Origin of the sequence: Streptomyces sp. NPDC101165, from assembly GCF_044768135.1 — a bacterium.
Lineage (GTDB): Bacteria > Actinomycetota > Actinomycetes > Streptomycetales > Streptomycetaceae > Streptomyces.
This window is the reverse complement of record NZ_JBIWPG010000006.1, coordinates 247,467-263,709: the sequence shown is the minus strand read 5'-3', so window position 1 is coordinate 263,709 and position 16,243 is coordinate 247,467. Positions and strand designations below refer to the sequence as shown.

Sequence of the window (16,243 nt, the reverse complement as noted above, 5' to 3'; positions counted from 1 at the left end):
CATTGAATACAAACTTTTGTCGATTTGGGGTTTAAATAAAATACAGGGGGGTTGGGCGGCCCCCACCCGTAACCCACGGGGGGGCCCCCCCCCGCGGGGGGGGGGGGGGGCCCCCCCCGGCCCCCCCCCCCACGGCCCAGCCGGCACCCGAACCGGCACCCGGACGGTGCCGGCCCGCCTCAGTCCTTGTCGTCGCGGTCGGCCGCGTCCTCCTCGGACTGCTTCGCCTGCACCTCCGGGTCCAGCACCGAGGTGCCGGTGCCGTCCACCGAACTCAACCGACCGGACTCGGGCACCTCCGTCGCGGCAGGCGGCTCCACCAACCAGTCGGGATTGGCCTGCTTGTCCCACCACTTCCAGGCACAGAACGCGCCGCCCGCCACCAGGCCGAGCAGCGCCAGCACCTTCAGAGCACGACCCCGCCGGGAACGCCGCTCATTCCTGCGGGCCAGCTTCTGGATCTCCTGCGCCGAGACCTGACCACGCAGCGCGACCAGCGCGGCGGCACCCCGCGCGGCAGCCTCGTCCGCCACCGGAGCGGCGGCGGCCATCGCTTGCTCGATCTTCGGACGGGAGTACTCGGCCGCCTGCCGGGCAGCCTTCCGGGTCAGGTCGGCGGCCTCCTGCGCGGCCAGGTCCACCTTCGGCGGCACATGCGCAAGGGCCTGCTCCAGCCGCGGGGCGAGCCGGGCGTCGTACTGCACGCGGGCCTGTTCGGCGGCCTGGGACACGACGGGCGCCAGCCGTACGCGTGCCTCCTGCGCGTAGTACGCGGCACGCTCCTTGGCCGTGTCGGCGTAGGGCGCCACCACTTCCGCGGCGTGCAGCACGCTGTCCTTCGCCGAGCCGGTCGCGGCGCGCACGCTGTCGATGCGGGTCACGGGTTTCCTCCTCCTCGGTGGCGTACGGTAATTCGCCTTTCCACCCTTTTAAGGATCATGCCTGCCAACAGCCCGCGCGTCATGCGAGGGCGGGCATATGGGTGCAACAAGGGCTTCCAGTCGACCCTGCCACGAATAGCCGCCGCGCGCTCCCTCCGCGGCGGAACTCACGGCACCCGGGCGTCGCCGGCCCCCAGCGTGCGAGGATCGGGGAGTCACACGAGGACAACGGAAGGCATGTCGTGGCCGAGCAGCTCTACGCCACCCTGAAGACCAACCACGGCGACATCGTGGTCAGGCTGTTCCCGAACCACACGCCCGCGACGGTCAGAAACTTCGTCGAGCTCGCTCAGGGCGAGCGGGAGTGGACGCACCCGGGCACCGGCGCGGTGAGCCACGACAAGCTCTACGACGGCACGATCTTCCACCGGGTCATCGGCGGCTTCATGATCCAGGGCGGCGACCCGCTGGGCAACGGCATCGGCGGCCCCGGCTACGAGTTCGCGGACGAGTTCCACCCGGACCTGCGCTTCGACCGCCCCTACCTGCTCGCCATGGCCAACGCGGGACCGGGCACCAACGGCTCCCAGTTCTTCATCACGGTCAGCCCCGCCGTACACCTGAACCGCAAGCACACGATCTTCGGCGAGGTCACGGACGGAGCCAGTCAGAAGGTCGTGGACGCGATCGCCGCCGCGCCCACCACCCTCCCGAACAACCGGCCGGTCGACGACGTCGTCATCGAGACGGTCGTCGTGGCGAAGCGCGAGGGCTGAGCCCGGGCACACCCGGCATCCGCCCCGGAGAACCACAGGGAACCAAACGTCCCGCTCGTCCGTAGGGAAGAGCGGGGCGGGGTATGGGCCGGGGGACAGGCCACGACCAACAAGGGGAACTCATGGAACAGGCCGAAGGCAGTACGCAGGACGCCCGGAGCCTGCCCGGGTGCTACCGGCACCCGGACCGCGAGACCGGCGTGCGCTGCACCCGCTGCGAGCGCCCCATCTGCCCCGAGTGCATGGTCAGCGCCTCGGTCGGCTTCCAGTGCCCCGAGTGCGTGCGCAGCGGCTCCGGCACGGGACACGCCCCGGCCGCGTCCCAGCCGCGCACCGTGGCGGGCGGGACGGTCACGGCCGACCCGCGACTGGTCACCAAGATTCTCATCGGGATCAACATCGCCGTGTTCATCGCGGTACAGGCCAAGAGCTCGCTGCTCAACGACCTGGTCCTGATCGGCCAGTGGCCCCCGAAGCCCTACCAGCCGACGATGGGCGTCGTCGACGGCGAGTGGTACCGCTTCGTGACCTCGATGTTCACACACGAGGCGCCCTGGCACATCGGCTTCAACATGCTCAGCCTGTGGTGGATCGGCGGCCCGCTGGAAGCGGCCCTCGGCCGCGCCCGCTATCTCGCGCTGTACTTCGTCTCCGGGCTGGCCGGCGGTGCGCTGACGTATCTGCTCGCAGGCCCGTCGCAGGCCTCACTAGGCGCCTCCGGTGCGATCTTCGGCCTGTTCGGCGCGACCGCAGTCCTGATGCGCCGGCTGAACTACGACATGCGGCCGATCATCGCCCTGCTGGTGATCAACCTGATCTTCACCTTCGGCTTCCACAACATCGCCTGGCAGGCCCACATCGGCGGCCTGGTAGCCGGTGTCGTCACCGGCTACGCCATGGTCCACGCCCCGCGCGAGAAGCGGACGCTGGTCCAGTACGGCACCTGTGTGCTCGTCATGGCCGTGGTGGTGGTCATGGTGCTGGTCAGGACGGCTCAACTCACCTGATACCGAACCGTTGTCCACAGCGTGTGCCGGATCTTGTGCACGCTGTGCGGGAACAGCTGTGCCCCCTGCCGCTCGGATGCGTTTCCGCAGGTCGGGCAGGGGGCGAACGGGTGTGTGAAGGCCAGTAGGGCTGTCACACCGGCGTCAACGTCCGATGGGTTATCCACAGATCGTAGTCTTTTCCCCAGGTGGGGTGTGGAAATCGAACCAGCCTGTGGATAACTCAGTGAACAGCCCTGGGCAGAGCTGGCGCGTGACCCGCTACTTCCACTGCGTGGAGACGCCGAACCCGGCGGCGATGAAGCCGAAGCCGACCACGATGTTCCAGTTGTCCAGGCTGTCGATCGGCAGCGAGCCGTTGCTCACATAAAAGACGACGATCCAGGCCAGGCCGATGAGGAACATGGCCAGCATGACCGGCGCGACCCAGGCGCGGTTGGTGAGCTTGATGGCCTGCGCCTGCTTCGCGGGCGGCGGCGTGTAGTCGGCCTTCTTGCGGATACGTGACTTCGGCACGAGGGTCTCTCCTGTCGATGCGCTGCGTGGCCGCGCAGGTAACTGGGTCGGTCCGGGGCAGCGTACAAGGGGACACTTAGTGCTCCCCCGGGCGTCCGTTAGCGTAGTGCTTCCGCGGCGCCGAAGGAGATAAGGGTACGTTGAGCAATTCTGCCGACTCTCCCGGGACGGGATCAACGGGTTCCGGCCCGTCTCGTGGACTTCGCATCCGCCCGGTGCGGCTCCTCACCGTCGCCGTCTTCGCTCTGGCCGGGCTCATCTTCTTCACCAGCTTCAACACGGCCAAGGGCACCGACATCCGCCAGGACGGCTCCCTGCTGAAGCTGTCCGACCTGATCCAGGAGCGCAGCCGCAAGAACAAGGAGCTGGACGAGTCCAACGCCACGTTGCGTGACAGCGTGGACGCGCTCGCCGAGAGCGACGACGGGAGCACCAGGGCCCAGGACGAGAAGCTGCGGGGCCTGGAGGACACCACGGGCACCGAGAAGCTCAGCGGCAAGGCGATCAGCGTCACTCTGAACGACGCCCCGCCGAACGCGACCGCCAAGCTCCCCGGCTACCCCGAGCCGCAGCCCGACTACCTGGTCATCCACCAGCAGGACCTGCAGGCCGTGGTCAACGCCCTGTGGCAGGGCGGGGCCAAGGGCATCAAGGTCATGGACCAGCGGCTGATCTCCACCAGCGCGGTGCGCTGTGTGGGCAACACCCTGATCCTCCAGGGCCGCGTCTACTCACCGCCGTACAAGATCACCGCCATCGGGGACCCCGGGAAGCTGCAGCAGGCGCTCGCCGCGAGCAAGGCGATCCAGACCTACATGGTGTACGTCAACGTGTACGGCCTCGGCTGGAAAGTCACCGAGGACGGGACGGTGACTCTGCCGGGCTACTCGGGCACAGTGGATCTGCACTACGCGAAGCCAGTGGAGTAGGTCCACCCCGTCAGGAGCCGCCGGTGCGCGTGATCGTCCGGACCGTCAGCGAACTGTGCATCACCGTCGGCACCCTGATCGTGCTCTTCGTCGTCTACGTGCTGTTCTGGACCGGCGTCCAGGCCGACGGCGTCATGAACGACCAGATCGACCAACTGCACCAGCAGTGGTCGAAGGAGAGGGTCCGGCCCGCCGGGGGGAGCACCGGGGCGGCGCCGAGCGCGGCGGATCCGGCGGCGTACCACTACGGCGAGCCGTTCGCGATCATGTACATCCCGCGGCTCGGTTCCACGTGGAACAAGCCGGTGCTGGAGGGCACGGGCACCGACGTGTTGAAGAAGGGCCTCGCCCACTACACCGGGACCGCCCGGCTCGGTCAGGAGGGCAACTTCGCGGTCGCCGGTCACCGGCGCACCTACGGTGACCCCTTCAAGGACTTCCCGCGGCTGCGGCCGGGTGACGCGGTGGTGCTCACGGACGGAACCACCTGGTTCACGTATCGGATCGACAAAGGGCCCTACAAAACCGTGCCGACGGACGTTGAGGTGATCGACCCTGTGCCACGTAAGTCGGGGTACGCACGTCCGGGCCGGTATCTGACGCTGACCACATGCGATCCGGAATGGGGGCACAGTCACCGGCTGATCGTGTGGGCGCACCTTGACTCCACCCAGCCCGTGGAGTCAGGCGAACCGAAGGCGCTGCGCCGTTAGTCTGGTGCAGTACGGCGTGAGTCAGGTGCCGTGGTGGAACGGAAGGGACGGCATGTACGGCTGGATCTGGCGGCATCTGCCGGGGAACGCGTGGGTGAGGGCGCTGATCTCACTCGTACTGGTCCTGGCCGTGATCTATGTCCTCTTCCAGTACGTCTTTCCCTGGGCCGAACCGCTGCTGCCCTTCAACGATGTGACGGTGGACAACCAGTGAGTGCGCGGATTCTCGTCGTCGACAACTACGACAGCTTCGTCTTCAACCTCGTCCAGTACCTGTACCAGCTGGGTGCCGAGTGCGAGGTGCTGCGCAACGACGAGGTGTCGACGGCGCACGCCCAGGACGGCTTCGACGGCGTGCTGCTCTCGCCCGGGCCCGGGACGCCGGAGGAGGCCGGGGTGTGCGTGGACATGGTCCGCCACTGCGCCGCGACCGGTGTTCCCGTCTTCGGTGTCTGCCTGGGTATGCAGTCGATGCAGGTGGCGTACGGCGGTGTGGTGGACCGCGCGCCCGAGCTGCTGCACGGCAAGACCTCTCCGGTGGAGCACGAGGGCAAGGGCGTCTTCGCCGGGCTGCCCTCGCCCTTCACGGCGACCCGGTACCACTCGCTGGCCGCCGAGCCGGCCACTGTCCCGGCGGAGCTGGAGGTCACGGCCCGCACGCACGACGGCATCATCATGGGCCTGCGTCACCGCGAACTGCCGGTCGAGGGCGTGCAGTTCCACCCCGAGTCGGTGCTGACCGAGCATGGGCACCGGATGCTGGCCAACTGGCTGGTGGAGTGCGGCGACCAGGGTGCCGTGGCGAGGTCTGCGGGGCTCGCCCCGGTGGTGGGCAGGGCCACGGCGTGACCGCGCTGCGCCCGGAGCGCGAGGACTTGTACGGGGAGACACCGTACGAGTCCTACGGCTCTGCGCCGTATGCGGCCGCGGGCGACCCCCCTACGGCGCCGATGCCTCCGATGGCTTCGGCGCCTCAAGCGCATCAGGTGCCTCAAGCACATCAGTCGTATCAGTCGTATCAGGCGCCTGCGATGCGTTCGACGGCTTCGGTGGACGAGCGGGCGACCGCGCTGCTGACGCCGATCGACGACGAGACGGTGGCGCTGCGGATCCCCGATCCGGCGCCGGGCCCGGAGAGCGGGCCTCTGCGTGCCTCTGCGGCCTCCTCGGCCTCGTCCGTCACCGGAACCACACCGGGCGGCCGTGCGGCCCGCAGAAAGGCCGCCAAGCGGCGCGGCGGCCGCCATGGCGGGACCGTCCGGCCGGCGGGCGGGCCGGACACCTCCTTGGCGTCGGCGTCGCAGCGGCCGCTCTCCCGTGTCGAGGCCCGGCGCCAGGCGCGGCTGCGCAGGCCGAGCCCGGCCGTCGTCGCGAGCCGGGCGATCGGCGAGGTGTTCATCACCACCGGTGTGCTGATGCTGCTGTTCGTCACGTACCAGCTGTGGTGGACGAACGTCCGTGCCCATGCGCAGGCGGGCAGCGAGACACACCAGCTGCAGGACGACTGGGCCAGCGGCAAGCGGGCCCCCGGGGTGTTCGAGCCGGGGCAGGGCTTCGCCATCCTGCACATCCCGAAGCTGGACGTGGTGGCGCCGATCGCGGAGGGCGTCAGCAACAAGAAGGTGCTCGACAAGGGCATGGTCGGGCACTACGGCGAGGGTGCGCTGAAGACGGCGATGCCGGACGCGAAGACCGGCAACTTCGGACTGGCGGCGCACCGCAACACCCATGGTGAACCGTTCCGGTACATCAACAGGCTCACGGCCGGCGACCCGGTCGTGGTCGAGACGCAGGACACGTACTTCGTGTACAAGGTGACCTCGATGCTGCCGGTGACCCCGCCGTCCAACACCGGCGTGCTGAATCCGATCCCCAGGGGCTCCGGATTCACCGAGCCGGGCCGGTACATCACCCTCACCACCTGTACGCCGGAGTTCACCAGCAAGTACCGGTTGATCGTCTGGGGCAAGATGGTCGAGGAACGCCCGCGCAGCAAGGGCAAGCCGGACGCGCTCATCGAGTAAGGCAGAGGGAACAAGTGGCAGCGACCGCCGACGAGACCGAAGAGCACACCGACGCGTCCGACGCGGCCCCGGCCCCGCGCCGCCGGCCCGGCCGGATCGCCCTGGCGGTCAGCGTCTTCGGTGAACTCCTCATCACGGCAGGAGTGTTGCTGGGCCTGTTCGTCGTCTACTCGCTCTGGTGGACGAACGTGATAGCGGACCGCAAGGCGGACCGACAGGCCGACAAGGTCCGCGACCACTGGGCCCAGGCGACCGACTCGGGCCCCGGCGCGCTGGACACCAAGGACGGCATCGGCTTCCTGCACGTGCCGGCGATGCGCAACGGTGAGGTGCTGGTCGAGAAGGGCACGGGCACGGACGTCCTCAACGACGGCGTGGCCGGCTACTACACGGACCCCGGCAAGGCCACGCTCCCCATGACCGGCAAGAAGGGCAACTTCACCCTCGCCGCCCACCGGGACGGCCACGGCGCGAAGTTCCACAACATCGACAAGGTGGAGAAGGGCGACCCGATCGTCTTCGAGACGAAGGACGACTGGTACGTCTACAAGGTGTACTCGATCCTCCCCGAGACCTCGAAGTACAACGTCAAGGTCCTCTCCCAGATCCCCGAGGAGTCCGGCAAGAAGAAGCCGGGCCACTACATCACCCTGACGACGTGCACCCCGGTCTACACGTCCGAGTACCGCTATGTGGTGTGGGGCGAGCTGGTCCGCGTGGAGAAGGTGGACAGCAAGCGGACGCCGCCGGCGGAGCTGCGCTGAGGTGACTGAGTTCCTTGCGGGAGCTCAGTCACCTAGCATGGCGAAGGCCCGAAGCCGCAACTACCCTTTGCGGCTTCGGGCCTCTTTCGGGTCAGGCGGTGCCTACTCCAGAACCCTCAGCGGTTCGCCGGCGCTCCACTCTTCCAGCACCCCACGGTGTACGACGGTGATCCCTGCCTCGGCGGCGATGTGCAGGGCCTCAGGGGTGAAGGGGCAGGTCGCCACGAAGAGGGCCACCTCTGCGCTGTACAGAACCTTGGCCGCGCCGACGAACTTCTGCAGGTCGGGGCTGGTGATGGAGAGGTAGGGCGCGAGCCTCTTGCACTGGACAACGAGGCGTCGCCCGTCGGCCGTGAGCCCGATGATGTCGACGCCCCGGTCTCCGTGCCCGCCCTGTACGACGACGTTGGTGCAGCCGTCGCGTCGCAGCAGTTTGGCGATGTGCTGCTCGAACGTGCGGCCGTTCATGACGTCCATGGCGGCCATGACTCCGACGGCGGGTCGGTCGTCTCGTACCCCCTCGAGCCTCTGCAGCCGTGCGTGGTGCTGGTGGAGTCGGCGCTCGATGCGCTGGACTCCCGAGCGAAGAGCGATCAGCTCCTTGCGGTGCTCGCCAGATGTTTCGATCAGGGCGTTGAACATCGGCACGACCGTCTTGCCGAGGATGTGGGTGATGCGCTGGTCGATGCGGTCGTCGAGGGAGACGACTTCGCTGTGGACGGAGTTGTCCACAGGTTGTGTACGTGCCAGGTACTCCATGTCCAGGAGGTACACACGCACCTGACGTGCGACTTCGCTGTCCCGGAGCAGCATGGCGATGTTGAGGACGGCTCGGCGGGAGAAGAGGGCGAGTGCCCTGGAGCGCGACTGGATCCCACTGGCCCCCTTAAAGAGGGCCAGTCGCTTGCCTGTCAGAACCTGGTATCCGCTGACTTCCAGCTCGCTTCGGTGGTCCTCCAATACGGATTCGAGTGTCTTGACGGTGACCTCGAAGTACGCCGCCACCATCGCCGTCGTCACGTGCATCCCGTCCGGCAGCAGTGACAGTGCCTTCACGCGGTCCAGCACGTCCGTGCGGTCCAGCACACTGCTGCGGAGGGTCTTCGACTCCAGCAACGCTGATTCGTTGATCATGTTCTGCCCCTTCGGGTCGTGGCCATCTGGCCGGGGCAGAGTTGCGAGTCCCCACCCCACCCGATCAACGAGTAGTGGCATATGAAGACACGATCGACGGAGGAACTGCCGTGCGATCGCAGTCCGTGCCGCACACGCGGATGGGCCCCTGCCGGGAAGTCCCGGCAGGGGCCCATCCGCGTGTGCGGGGTGTCAGCCGCTGGTGCCGCCGAAGATGTTCGTCCCGCCGTTGTTGCCGTTGCCGCCCTGGTCCACCGTGAACAGGGTGACCGTGTCGCCCTGGTTGACCGTGGTGCCCGGCTGCGGGTTGGAGGTGACGACGATGGCGTTGTCGTCCTGGGAGCCCTGGACGGCGACCTGAAGCCCCGCCTGCTGAAGCATGTTCCGGGCGTCCTTCAGCTTCTGCTGCACGACCTGCGGGACCTGCGTCTGTCCGCCCTGGTCGTCCTGCGACTTGCCGACGTTGATCACCACGTTGGTGTTCTTGGAGACCTGTTCGCCCGCCTGCGGGTTGGTCGAGAGGACCTTGCCGTTGTCGTCGGGGTTGTTCGTGGCGGTGTCGTTGCAGGTCGGCACCAGGCCCAGGTTCTGCAGCTCGGTCTTGGCGTCGTCGCAGGACTTGCCGACGAGGTCGCTGGGGATCGTGATCTTCTCCTCGGCCTTGGCGACCGTGAGCGTGATCGTGGAGCCCTTCTCCTTCTTCGTGCCGCCCGGGGGGTTCTCGTTGGTGACGACACCCGGGGTCTGCGTGGAGACCTCGACCTTCTTCTCGACCGTGAAGCCCTTGTCCTTCAGCTGGGACTCGGCGTCGTCGAACTGGATGCCGCGGACATCCGGCACGGTGACCTTGGGTGCGCCGGTCGAGACCACCAAGGTGATCGTCTGGCCCTTCTTCACGTCCGTGCCCTGCGTGGGGTTCTGGGAGCAGACGTTGCCCTTCGGCTGGTCGTCGCACGGCTTGCGGGTGGGCGGCGCCAGTTTCAGGTCCGAGTTCTCGGCCATCTTCTGGGCGGTGGGGTAGCTGTTGCCTACGAAGTTCGGGGCCGGGAAGGTCTCGTCCGCCTTCTTGCCGCTGAACGCCCACTTACCGATCAGGATCGCGCCGATCAGGACCAGGACGGCAGCGACCACGAGGAGAATCGTGGAGGTGTTGTTCTTCTTCTGCTGGCGGCGCCGGTCGGGGCGGTCGTCGTAGCCGAAGCCGCCCTCGTCCGGGTTCATCGGCGGGAGCATGGTCGTCGCTCCCGCGTCGGCGCCCGGACGCAGTGCCGTCGTCGGCTGGTCGTCGGGGTAGCCGCCGTAGCCGACCGCGCCCATCGCGGCCGTTGCCGCGACCGGCTGGCCGTCGAGGCAGGCCTCGATGTCGACGCGCATCTCGTCGGCCGACTGGTAGCGGTAGTTCGGGTCCTTGACCAGCGCCTTCAGGACGATGGCGTCCATCTCGGGGGTGATCTCGGGGTCGAAGACGCTCGGCGCCTGCGGTTCCTCGCGGACGTGCTGGTAGGCCACGGCCACCGGGGAGTCGCCCACGAAGGGCGGCCGCACCGTCAGCAGCTCGTACAGGAGACAGCCGGTCGAGTAGAGGTCCGACCGGGCGTCGACCTGCTCGCCCTTGGCCTGCTCCGGGGAGAGGTACTGGGCCGTGCCGATGACCGCCGCGGTCTGGGTCATGGTCATGCCGGAGTCGCCCATGGCCCGGGCGATGCCGAAGTCCATCACCTTGACCTGGCCGTTGCGCGTCAGCATGACATTCGCCGGCTTGATGTCACGGTGGACGATGCCGTTGCGGTGGGCGTACTCCAGGCCCTGGAGGATGCCGATGGTCATCTCCATCGCACGCTCGGGCAGGAGCTTGCGGCCGGAGTGAAGCAGCTCACGGAGCGTCGAGCCGTCGACGTACTCCATCACGATGTACGGGATCGAGACCCCGTCGATGTAGTCCTCGCCCGTGTCGTAGACCGCGACGATCGCGGGATGGTTGAGCGAGGCGGCCGACTGGGCCTCCCGGCGGAAGCGGGCCTGGAAGGACGGATCGCGCGCGAGGTCCGCGCGCAGCGTCTTCACCGCCACGGTGCGGCCGAGCCGGGTGTCGTGCGCGAGGTAGACCTCCGCCATGCCACCACGGCCGAGCACCTGGCCCAGCTCGTACCGGCCGCCGAGGCGACGCGGCTCTTCCATAGCTACCTACCAGCCCTCTCCGTCGGTCTCGGCCGCGCACGTCCGTGTGCGGCCGAAGGCTGCCGTCCGGGCCTACCGTACCCGGCTCGCGTTGTGTGACCTGGCCAAGCCCGTAACCCGATACAGGACCGGTATCGCAACGTGCAACGATGTGAAGGGGACGTGTGCAGGGTCACTTCTGGGACTTGATGACCGCCTCCATGACGTTCTTCGCGATCGGGGCGGCCAGGCCGCCACCGGAGATGTCGTCGCGGTTGGCGTTCTCGTCCTCGACCACCACGGCCACGGCGACCGGCGAGCTGCCGTCGCTGAGCCTGGCGTATGAGATGAACCACGCGTACGGGTTGGCGCTGTTCGCCACACCGTGCTGGGCGGTACCCGTCTTGCCACCGACGGTGACACCGCCGCCGATCTGCGCCCTCTGACCCGTGCCGCTCTTGACGACGGTCTCCATCATCGACTGCAGGATCTGCGCGTTCGTCGGCGACAGTGGCCGGCTCAGCTCCTTCGGCTCGGTCTTGGCGACCGGGTCGACGTTGGAGGACTGCAGCTCGTCGACCATGTACGGCTTCATCAGCTTGCCGTCGTTGGCGACGGCCGAGGCGACCATGGCCATCTGCAGCGGGGTGGCCGCGGTGTTGTACTGGCCGATGGAGGACAGGGCGGTCTGCGAGGGGTTCATGTGCTCGGAGAACACCGAGGCATTGGCGCGGACCGGGGTGAACTGCTCGGAGTCGAAGCCGAACTTCTGGGCCTCGGCCAGCATCTTGTCGTTGCCGAGGTCGGCGCCGATCTTGCCGAAGACGGTGTTGCAGGAGACCCGCAGCGCCTCACGCATGTTCGCGTTCTTGCAGGGGATGTTCCCCTCGTTCTTCAGCTCGGTCGTGGTGCCCTTCATGACGTAGGGCAGCGGGGAGTCGGTGTTCTCGTCCGCCGACTTGTACAGCCCGTTCTCCAGCGCGGCCGCGGCCGTGACCACCTTGAAGGTGGAGCCCGGCGGGTAGGTCTCGCGCAGCGCCCGGTTCAGCATCGGGTCGGCCGGGTTGTTCTTCTTCTGGAGCTTGGTCCAGTTCTTGGAGTCCACGTCGGTGGAGTTGCCCGCGAAGGACGAGGGGTCGTACGACGGGTACGAGGCGAGCGCGAGGATCTTGCCGGTGGACGGGTCGAGGGCGACCACGGCGCCCTTGCCGCCCTGGTTCTTGAGGCCCTCGTACGCCTGCTTCTGCGCGGCCGCGTTGAGCGTGGTGACGACGTTGCCGCCCTGCCTCTGCTTGCCCGTGATCATGTCGAGGGTGTTGCGGAAGAAGAGCCGGTCGTCGTTGCCGGTGAGGATGCCGTCGTTGATCTTCTCCAGCTGGCTGCTGTCGAAGGCCTGCGAGGAGTAGCCGGTGACCGGGGCCCACATGGGCCCGTTCTTGTACGTGCGCTTGTACTTGAAGTCGCCGCTCTTGGACTCGACGGATCCCGTTATCGGGTCGCCGTCGACGATGATGTCGCCCCGCGGGTTCGCGTACCGCTCGATGGCGACCCGGCGGTTGTCCTTGTCGGTGCGCAGCGAGTCGGACTTGACGTACTGGAGCCAGTTGTCGCGGATCAGCAGGGCCATCACGAGGAGTCCGCAGAAGATCGCGATCCGGCGCAGGGGCTTGTTCATGACGGGCGGACCACCTGGGTCATCTCGGCGTCGGGGTTGGCCGCGGGCGTGGGCGCCGGCCGGCGGGCGGTGTCGCTGATGCGGATCAGGATGCCGATCAGCGCCCAGTTGGCGATCACGGAGGAGCCGCCGTAGGCGAGGAACGGCATCGTCATACCGGTCAGCGGGATGAGCCCCATCACACCGCCGGCCACGACGAAGACCTGGAGGGCGAAGGCGCCGGACAGGCCGATGGCGAGCAGCTTGCCGAACGGGTCGCGGGCGGCGAGGGCGGTGCGCACGCCGCGTTCCGCGATCAGGCCGTAGATCAGCAGGATCGCCATGATGCCGGCCAGGCCCAGCTCCTCGCCGAAGGTGGCGAGGATGAAGTCGGAGTTGGCGGCGAACCGGATCAGCTCGGAGTGGCCCTGGCCCCAGCCGGTGCCGAGGGTGCCGCCGGAGCCGAACGCCCACAGGGCCTGCTGCAGCTGGTCGGAGTGGACTCCCTGGACGCCCGGGGTGCGGCTGAGCACGTACTCGTGCATCGGGTCGAGCCAGGCCTGGACACGCACCTGGATGTGCGGCTCGAAGCTCGCCACGCCGACGGCGCCGGCCGCGGACATCAGCAGACCGAAGACGATCCAGCTGGTCCGCTCGGTGGCGACGTACAGCATGATGACGAACATTCCGAAGAACAGCAGCGACGTACCGAGGTCGGTCTCGAAGACCAGGATGAGGATCGAGATCGCCCAGACGACGAGGATCGGGCCGAGGTCGCGGCCGCGCGGCAGGTACAGGCCCATGAAGCGGCGGCTGGCCAGGGCCAGCGCGTCCCGCTTGACCATCAGGTAGCCGGCGAAGAAGACCGCGAGCACGATCTTGGCGAACTCACCGGGCTGGATGGTGAAGCTGCCGACCTGGATCCAGATCTTGGCGCCGTAGACGTCGGCGCCGAGGCCCGGGACCAGCGGGAGCAGCAGCAGGAACAGCGAGGCCGCCATGGAGATGTACGTGTAGCGCTGCAGCGTGCGGTGGTCCTTGAGGAAGAACAGCACGGCGACGAAGAGCGCGATGCCCATCGCGGTGTAGATCAGCTGGTTGGTCGCCTTGCCGCCGGCCACGCCGATGCCCTGGAGCAGCTTGGACTGGTCGAGCCGCCAGATGGCGACCAGGCCGAGACCGTTGAGCAGGGTGGCCAGGGGCAGCAGCAGTGGGTCGGCGTACGGGGCGAACTTGCGCACGCAGAAGTGGGCGATGCCGGCCAGCAGGCCGAGGCCCAGGCCGTAGGCCAGCAGGCCCGCGGGCACCTGGTCGTTGAGGGCCAGGCCCACGTTGGCGTAGGCGAACACCGGGATGACCACGGCGAAGATCAGCAGGGCCAGTTCGGTGTTGCGGCGGCTCGGTGCGCCGATCGCGCCGATCGTGGACGTGTGGTGGGTCGATGAATTCGAAGTACTGCTCATCGTGTGACAGGGCCTCTCACGGCTTTACTGCTTGCCGCACTGATCGACGACCTTCTGCTCATCCTCGGAGAGGCTCGGGCCGGGGTTGGGCGTGGCGGTCGCGGTCGGGGTCGGGGACTTGGACGAGGGAGACTTCGTGGAGGCCGACGGGTTCGGCGTCGGTGATGCCTTGGACGTGAGGGAGGTACGGGTGGTTCCCGTGGTGCCTCCGGCCTCGCCCTGGCCCGTCTTGGCGTTCTTCTCGGTCTCCGCGGCCGTGCGTTCCGACTGCTTCCTGCAGGCGGAGGCCTGCACGGACAGTGCCTCGATCTTCGTCTGCGCCTGCTGCAGACCACCTGCGGCGATCGTGTTCTTGACCTGCTTCTGCTGGTAGGGCGGCAGGTACTTGAGTTCGATCTCGGGGTGGTCCTTCTCCACCTTCGAGAGCGACACCCAGGCCAGGTCCTGGCTGATGCCGCGGTACAGCGCCACGTGCTCGCCGTTGGTGCCGACGTAGTACTGCGTCTGTGTCCAGCGGTATCCGCTGTACAGGCCGCCGCCGATGACCGCGAGGGCCAGGCCGCCGTAGAGGGATCGCTTCAGCCACGTGCGGCCCTTGCGCGGCTTGACGAAGTCCTCGTCGGTGTAGTCGCCGAAGCTGCCGCTCGGGATGTAGCCGGTGTCGCCGGAGCCGGGCGGGCCGAACTCGCCGCCGCCCTGTCCGTGGCCTTGGCGGCCGAGGTGGGAGGCGCGGCCGGCGGGGGTCTGCATGATGCCGTTGTCGTGCAGGTGGTGCTGGTTCTCGGCGACGGCGCCGACCACGACCGGGGTGTCGGACAGCTGCCCGGCGAGGGTGTCACCGGTGTCCAGGTCGAGGACGTCGGCGACGATGACGGTGATGTTGTCGGGGCCGCCGCCGCGCAGCGCGAGCTGGATCAGCTCCTGCACGGTCTCCTGCGGGCCCTGGTAGCTGGCGAGGGTCTCCTCCATCGTCTGGTGGGAGACGACGCCGGACAGGCCGTCGGAGCAGATCAGGTAGCGGTCGCCGGCCCGGACCTCGCGGATCGACAGGTCGGGTTCGACGTGGTCGCCGCTGCCGAGGGCGCGCATCAGCAGGGAGCGCTGCGGGTGGGTGGTGGCCTCTTCCTCGGTGATCCGGCCCTCGTCGACGAGCCGCTGCACCCAGGTGTGGTCCTGGGTGATCTGGGTCAGCACCCCGTCGCGCAGCAGGTACGCCCGCGAGTCGCCCACGTGCACGAGACCGAGCCGCTGCCCGGTCCACAGCAGGGCGGTGAGGGTGGTGCCCATGCCCTCGAGCTGGGGGTCCTCCTCGACCATGGCGCGCAGCTGGTCGTTGGCGCGCTGCACGGCGGTGCCGAGGGAGGTGAGGATGTCGGAGCCGGGCACGTCGTCGTCGAGCGTGACCAGGGTGGAGATGACCTCGGAGGAGGCGACCTCGCCCGCCGCCTGACCGCCCATGCCGTCGGCGATGGCGAGCAGGCGCGGACCGGCGTAACCGGAGTCCTCGTTGCCCTCCCGGATCATGCCTTTGTGCGATCCGGCGGCGAAGCGCAGTGACAGACTCATGCGCACCTCGCCAGTCGGCTCCGGGTACAGCCGGTCGTGTCGAGCCACACTGCCCACCCTCCGGTCGGGAGCGCGCCGGAGACCGGGGTGCGGCCTGCCGCTGCGTGCTCGCTCCGCTCGCTCATTGTCGTACTACTTCCGCAGCTCGATGACGGTTTTGCCGATGCGGATCGGCGCGCCCAGCGGGATCGGTGTGGGGGTCGTCAGCCGGGACCGGTCCAGATAGGTGCCGTTGGTGGAGCCGAGATCCTCGACGATCCACTGGCCGTCGCGGTCCGGGTAGATCCTGGCATGGCGGCTGGAGGCGTAGTCGTCGTCCAGCACGATCGTGGAGTCGTGTGCCCGGCCCAGGGTGACGGTCTGGCCCTGCAGCGCGACGGTGGTGCCGGTCAGTGTGCCTTCGGTCACAACCAGTTTGGAGGGGGCGTTGCGGCCCCGCCGTCCGCCGCCGCCCTGCTGGGCGCGCTGCTGCGGGGGCGCGGACTGCTGCCGGGCGGCCTGCTGCGGACGCGCGGCCTCCCTGCGCGACCCGCGCTGGGTGACACGCGTACCGAACAGGTCGCTGCGGATGACCTGCACGGCCACGATCACGAACAGCCACAGAACGGCCAGGAAACCCAGCCGCATGACCGTGAGGGTCAGCTCTGACATTGCCCCCG

16 protein-coding genes are annotated in these 16,243 nt (G+C 68.2%); 8 read left to right on the top strand and 8 right to left on the bottom strand.

Annotation, left to right across the window (positions count from 1 at the left end; all coding sequences use genetic code 11):
• Positions 1-179: 179 nt before the first annotated feature.
• Positions 180-881 (bottom strand): DUF5324 family protein, encoded by a 702-nt coding sequence (locus tag ACIRVH_RS15000; protein ID WP_403952597.1) that lies wholly within the window; start codon positions 879-881, stop codon positions 180-182.
• A gap of 242 nt (positions 882-1,123) precedes the next feature.
• On the opposite strand from ACIRVH_RS15000, the gene ACIRVH_RS14995 reads away from it, so the two are divergent.
• Together ACIRVH_RS14995 and ACIRVH_RS14990 are read left to right on the top strand one after the other, a co-directional pair.
• Positions 1,124-1,657, top strand: coding sequence for a peptidylprolyl isomerase (locus ACIRVH_RS14995; protein ID WP_403952595.1), 534 nt, complete (start codon positions 1,124-1,126; stop codon positions 1,655-1,657).
• A gap of 122 nt (positions 1,658-1,779) precedes the next feature.
• Complete coding sequence (locus ACIRVH_RS14990) at positions 1,780-2,664, top strand: rhomboid family intramembrane serine protease (RefSeq protein WP_403952592.1); 885 nt, start codon at positions 1,780-1,782, stop codon at positions 2,662-2,664.
• 261 nt (positions 2,665-2,925) lie between these two features.
• Here the strand turns inward: ACIRVH_RS14990 and crgA are convergent, their stop codons facing one another.
• The gene (gene crgA / locus ACIRVH_RS14985) at positions 2,926-3,180 is read right to left on the bottom strand and encodes a cell division protein CrgA (protein ID WP_067299185.1); all 255 of its coding nucleotides are present in this window, start codon (positions 3,178-3,180) and stop codon (positions 2,926-2,928) included.
• Positions 3,181-3,320: 140 nt separating this feature from the next.
• Here crgA and ACIRVH_RS14980 point away from each other — a divergent pair, with 140 nt between their 5' ends.
• Genes ACIRVH_RS14980 through ACIRVH_RS14955 form a run of 6 tightly spaced genes read left to right on the top strand, consistent with a single transcriptional unit; the run spans position 3,321 to position 7,610 of the window.
• Positions 3,321-4,109 (top strand): DUF881 domain-containing protein, encoded by a 789-nt coding sequence (locus ACIRVH_RS14980; protein ID WP_403952589.1) that lies wholly within the window; start codon positions 3,321-3,323, stop codon positions 4,107-4,109.
• A gap of 23 nt (positions 4,110-4,132) precedes the next feature.
• On the top strand, positions 4,133-4,822 hold the full coding sequence (locus tag ACIRVH_RS14975; RefSeq protein ID WP_403952586.1) for a class E sortase: 690 nt from the start codon (positions 4,133-4,135) through the stop codon (positions 4,820-4,822).
• A 16-nt stretch (positions 4,823-4,838) separates the two neighbouring features.
• Complete coding sequence (locus tag ACIRVH_RS14970) at positions 4,839-5,036, top strand: hypothetical protein (protein WP_186581498.1); 198 nt, start codon at positions 4,839-4,841, stop codon at positions 5,034-5,036.
• Positions 5,033-5,671 carry an aminodeoxychorismate/anthranilate synthase component II gene (locus tag ACIRVH_RS14965; protein ID WP_145879037.1) on the top strand — a complete coding sequence of 213 codons (639 nt, stop codon included), beginning with the start codon at positions 5,033-5,035 and terminating at the stop codon, positions 5,669-5,671. The genes ACIRVH_RS14970 and ACIRVH_RS14965 overlap by 4 nt, the downstream gene beginning before the upstream one ends.
• Positions 5,668-6,846: a class E sortase gene (locus tag ACIRVH_RS14960; protein WP_403952583.1), complete on the top strand. Its 1,179-nt coding sequence runs from the start codon at positions 5,668-5,670 to the stop codon at positions 6,844-6,846. Before ACIRVH_RS14965 ends, ACIRVH_RS14960 begins: the two co-directional genes overlap by 4 nt.
• Positions 6,847-6,860: 14 nt before the next feature.
• The gene (locus ACIRVH_RS14955) at positions 6,861-7,610 is read left to right on the top strand and encodes a class E sortase (RefSeq protein WP_403952580.1); all 750 of its coding nucleotides are present in this window, start codon (positions 6,861-6,863) and stop codon (positions 7,608-7,610) included.
• 102 nt (positions 7,611-7,712) lie between these two features.
• Here ACIRVH_RS14955 and ACIRVH_RS14950 read toward each other — a convergent pair whose 3' ends face one another.
• From ACIRVH_RS14950 to ACIRVH_RS14925, 6 genes are all read right to left on the bottom strand, one after another.
• The gene (locus tag ACIRVH_RS14950) at positions 7,713-8,744 is read right to left on the bottom strand and encodes a restriction endonuclease (protein WP_403952578.1); all 1,032 of its coding nucleotides are present in this window, start codon (positions 8,742-8,744) and stop codon (positions 7,713-7,715) included.
• Positions 8,745-8,936: 192 nt separating this feature from the next.
• Positions 8,937-10,922 carry a Stk1 family PASTA domain-containing Ser/Thr kinase gene (pknB, locus tag ACIRVH_RS14945; RefSeq protein ID WP_403952575.1) on the bottom strand — a complete coding sequence of 662 codons (1,986 nt, stop codon included), beginning with the start codon at positions 10,920-10,922 and terminating at the stop codon, positions 8,937-8,939.
• Positions 10,923-11,094: 172 nt separating this feature from the next.
• A complete protein-coding gene (locus ACIRVH_RS14940; protein WP_403952573.1) occupies positions 11,095-12,576 on the bottom strand; it encodes a penicillin-binding transpeptidase domain-containing protein in 1,482 nt (493 codons plus the stop codon).
• The gene (locus tag ACIRVH_RS14935; protein ID WP_403952571.1) at positions 12,573-14,018 is read right to left on the bottom strand and encodes an FtsW/RodA/SpoVE family cell cycle protein; all 1,446 of its coding nucleotides are present in this window, start codon (positions 14,016-14,018) and stop codon (positions 12,573-12,575) included. The genes ACIRVH_RS14940 and ACIRVH_RS14935 overlap by 4 nt, the downstream gene beginning before the upstream one ends.
• A 24-nt stretch (positions 14,019-14,042) precedes the next feature.
• Positions 14,043-15,584, bottom strand: a complete 1,542-nt coding sequence (locus ACIRVH_RS14930; RefSeq protein WP_403952569.1) for a Stp1/IreP family PP2C-type Ser/Thr phosphatase — start codon at positions 15,582-15,584, stop codon at positions 14,043-14,045.
• 132 nt (positions 15,585-15,716) lie between these two features.
• The gene (locus ACIRVH_RS14925) at positions 15,717-16,235 is read right to left on the bottom strand and encodes an FHA domain-containing protein (RefSeq protein ID WP_403952567.1); all 519 of its coding nucleotides are present in this window, start codon (positions 16,233-16,235) and stop codon (positions 15,717-15,719) included.
• Positions 16,236-16,243: the final 8 nt, after the last annotated feature.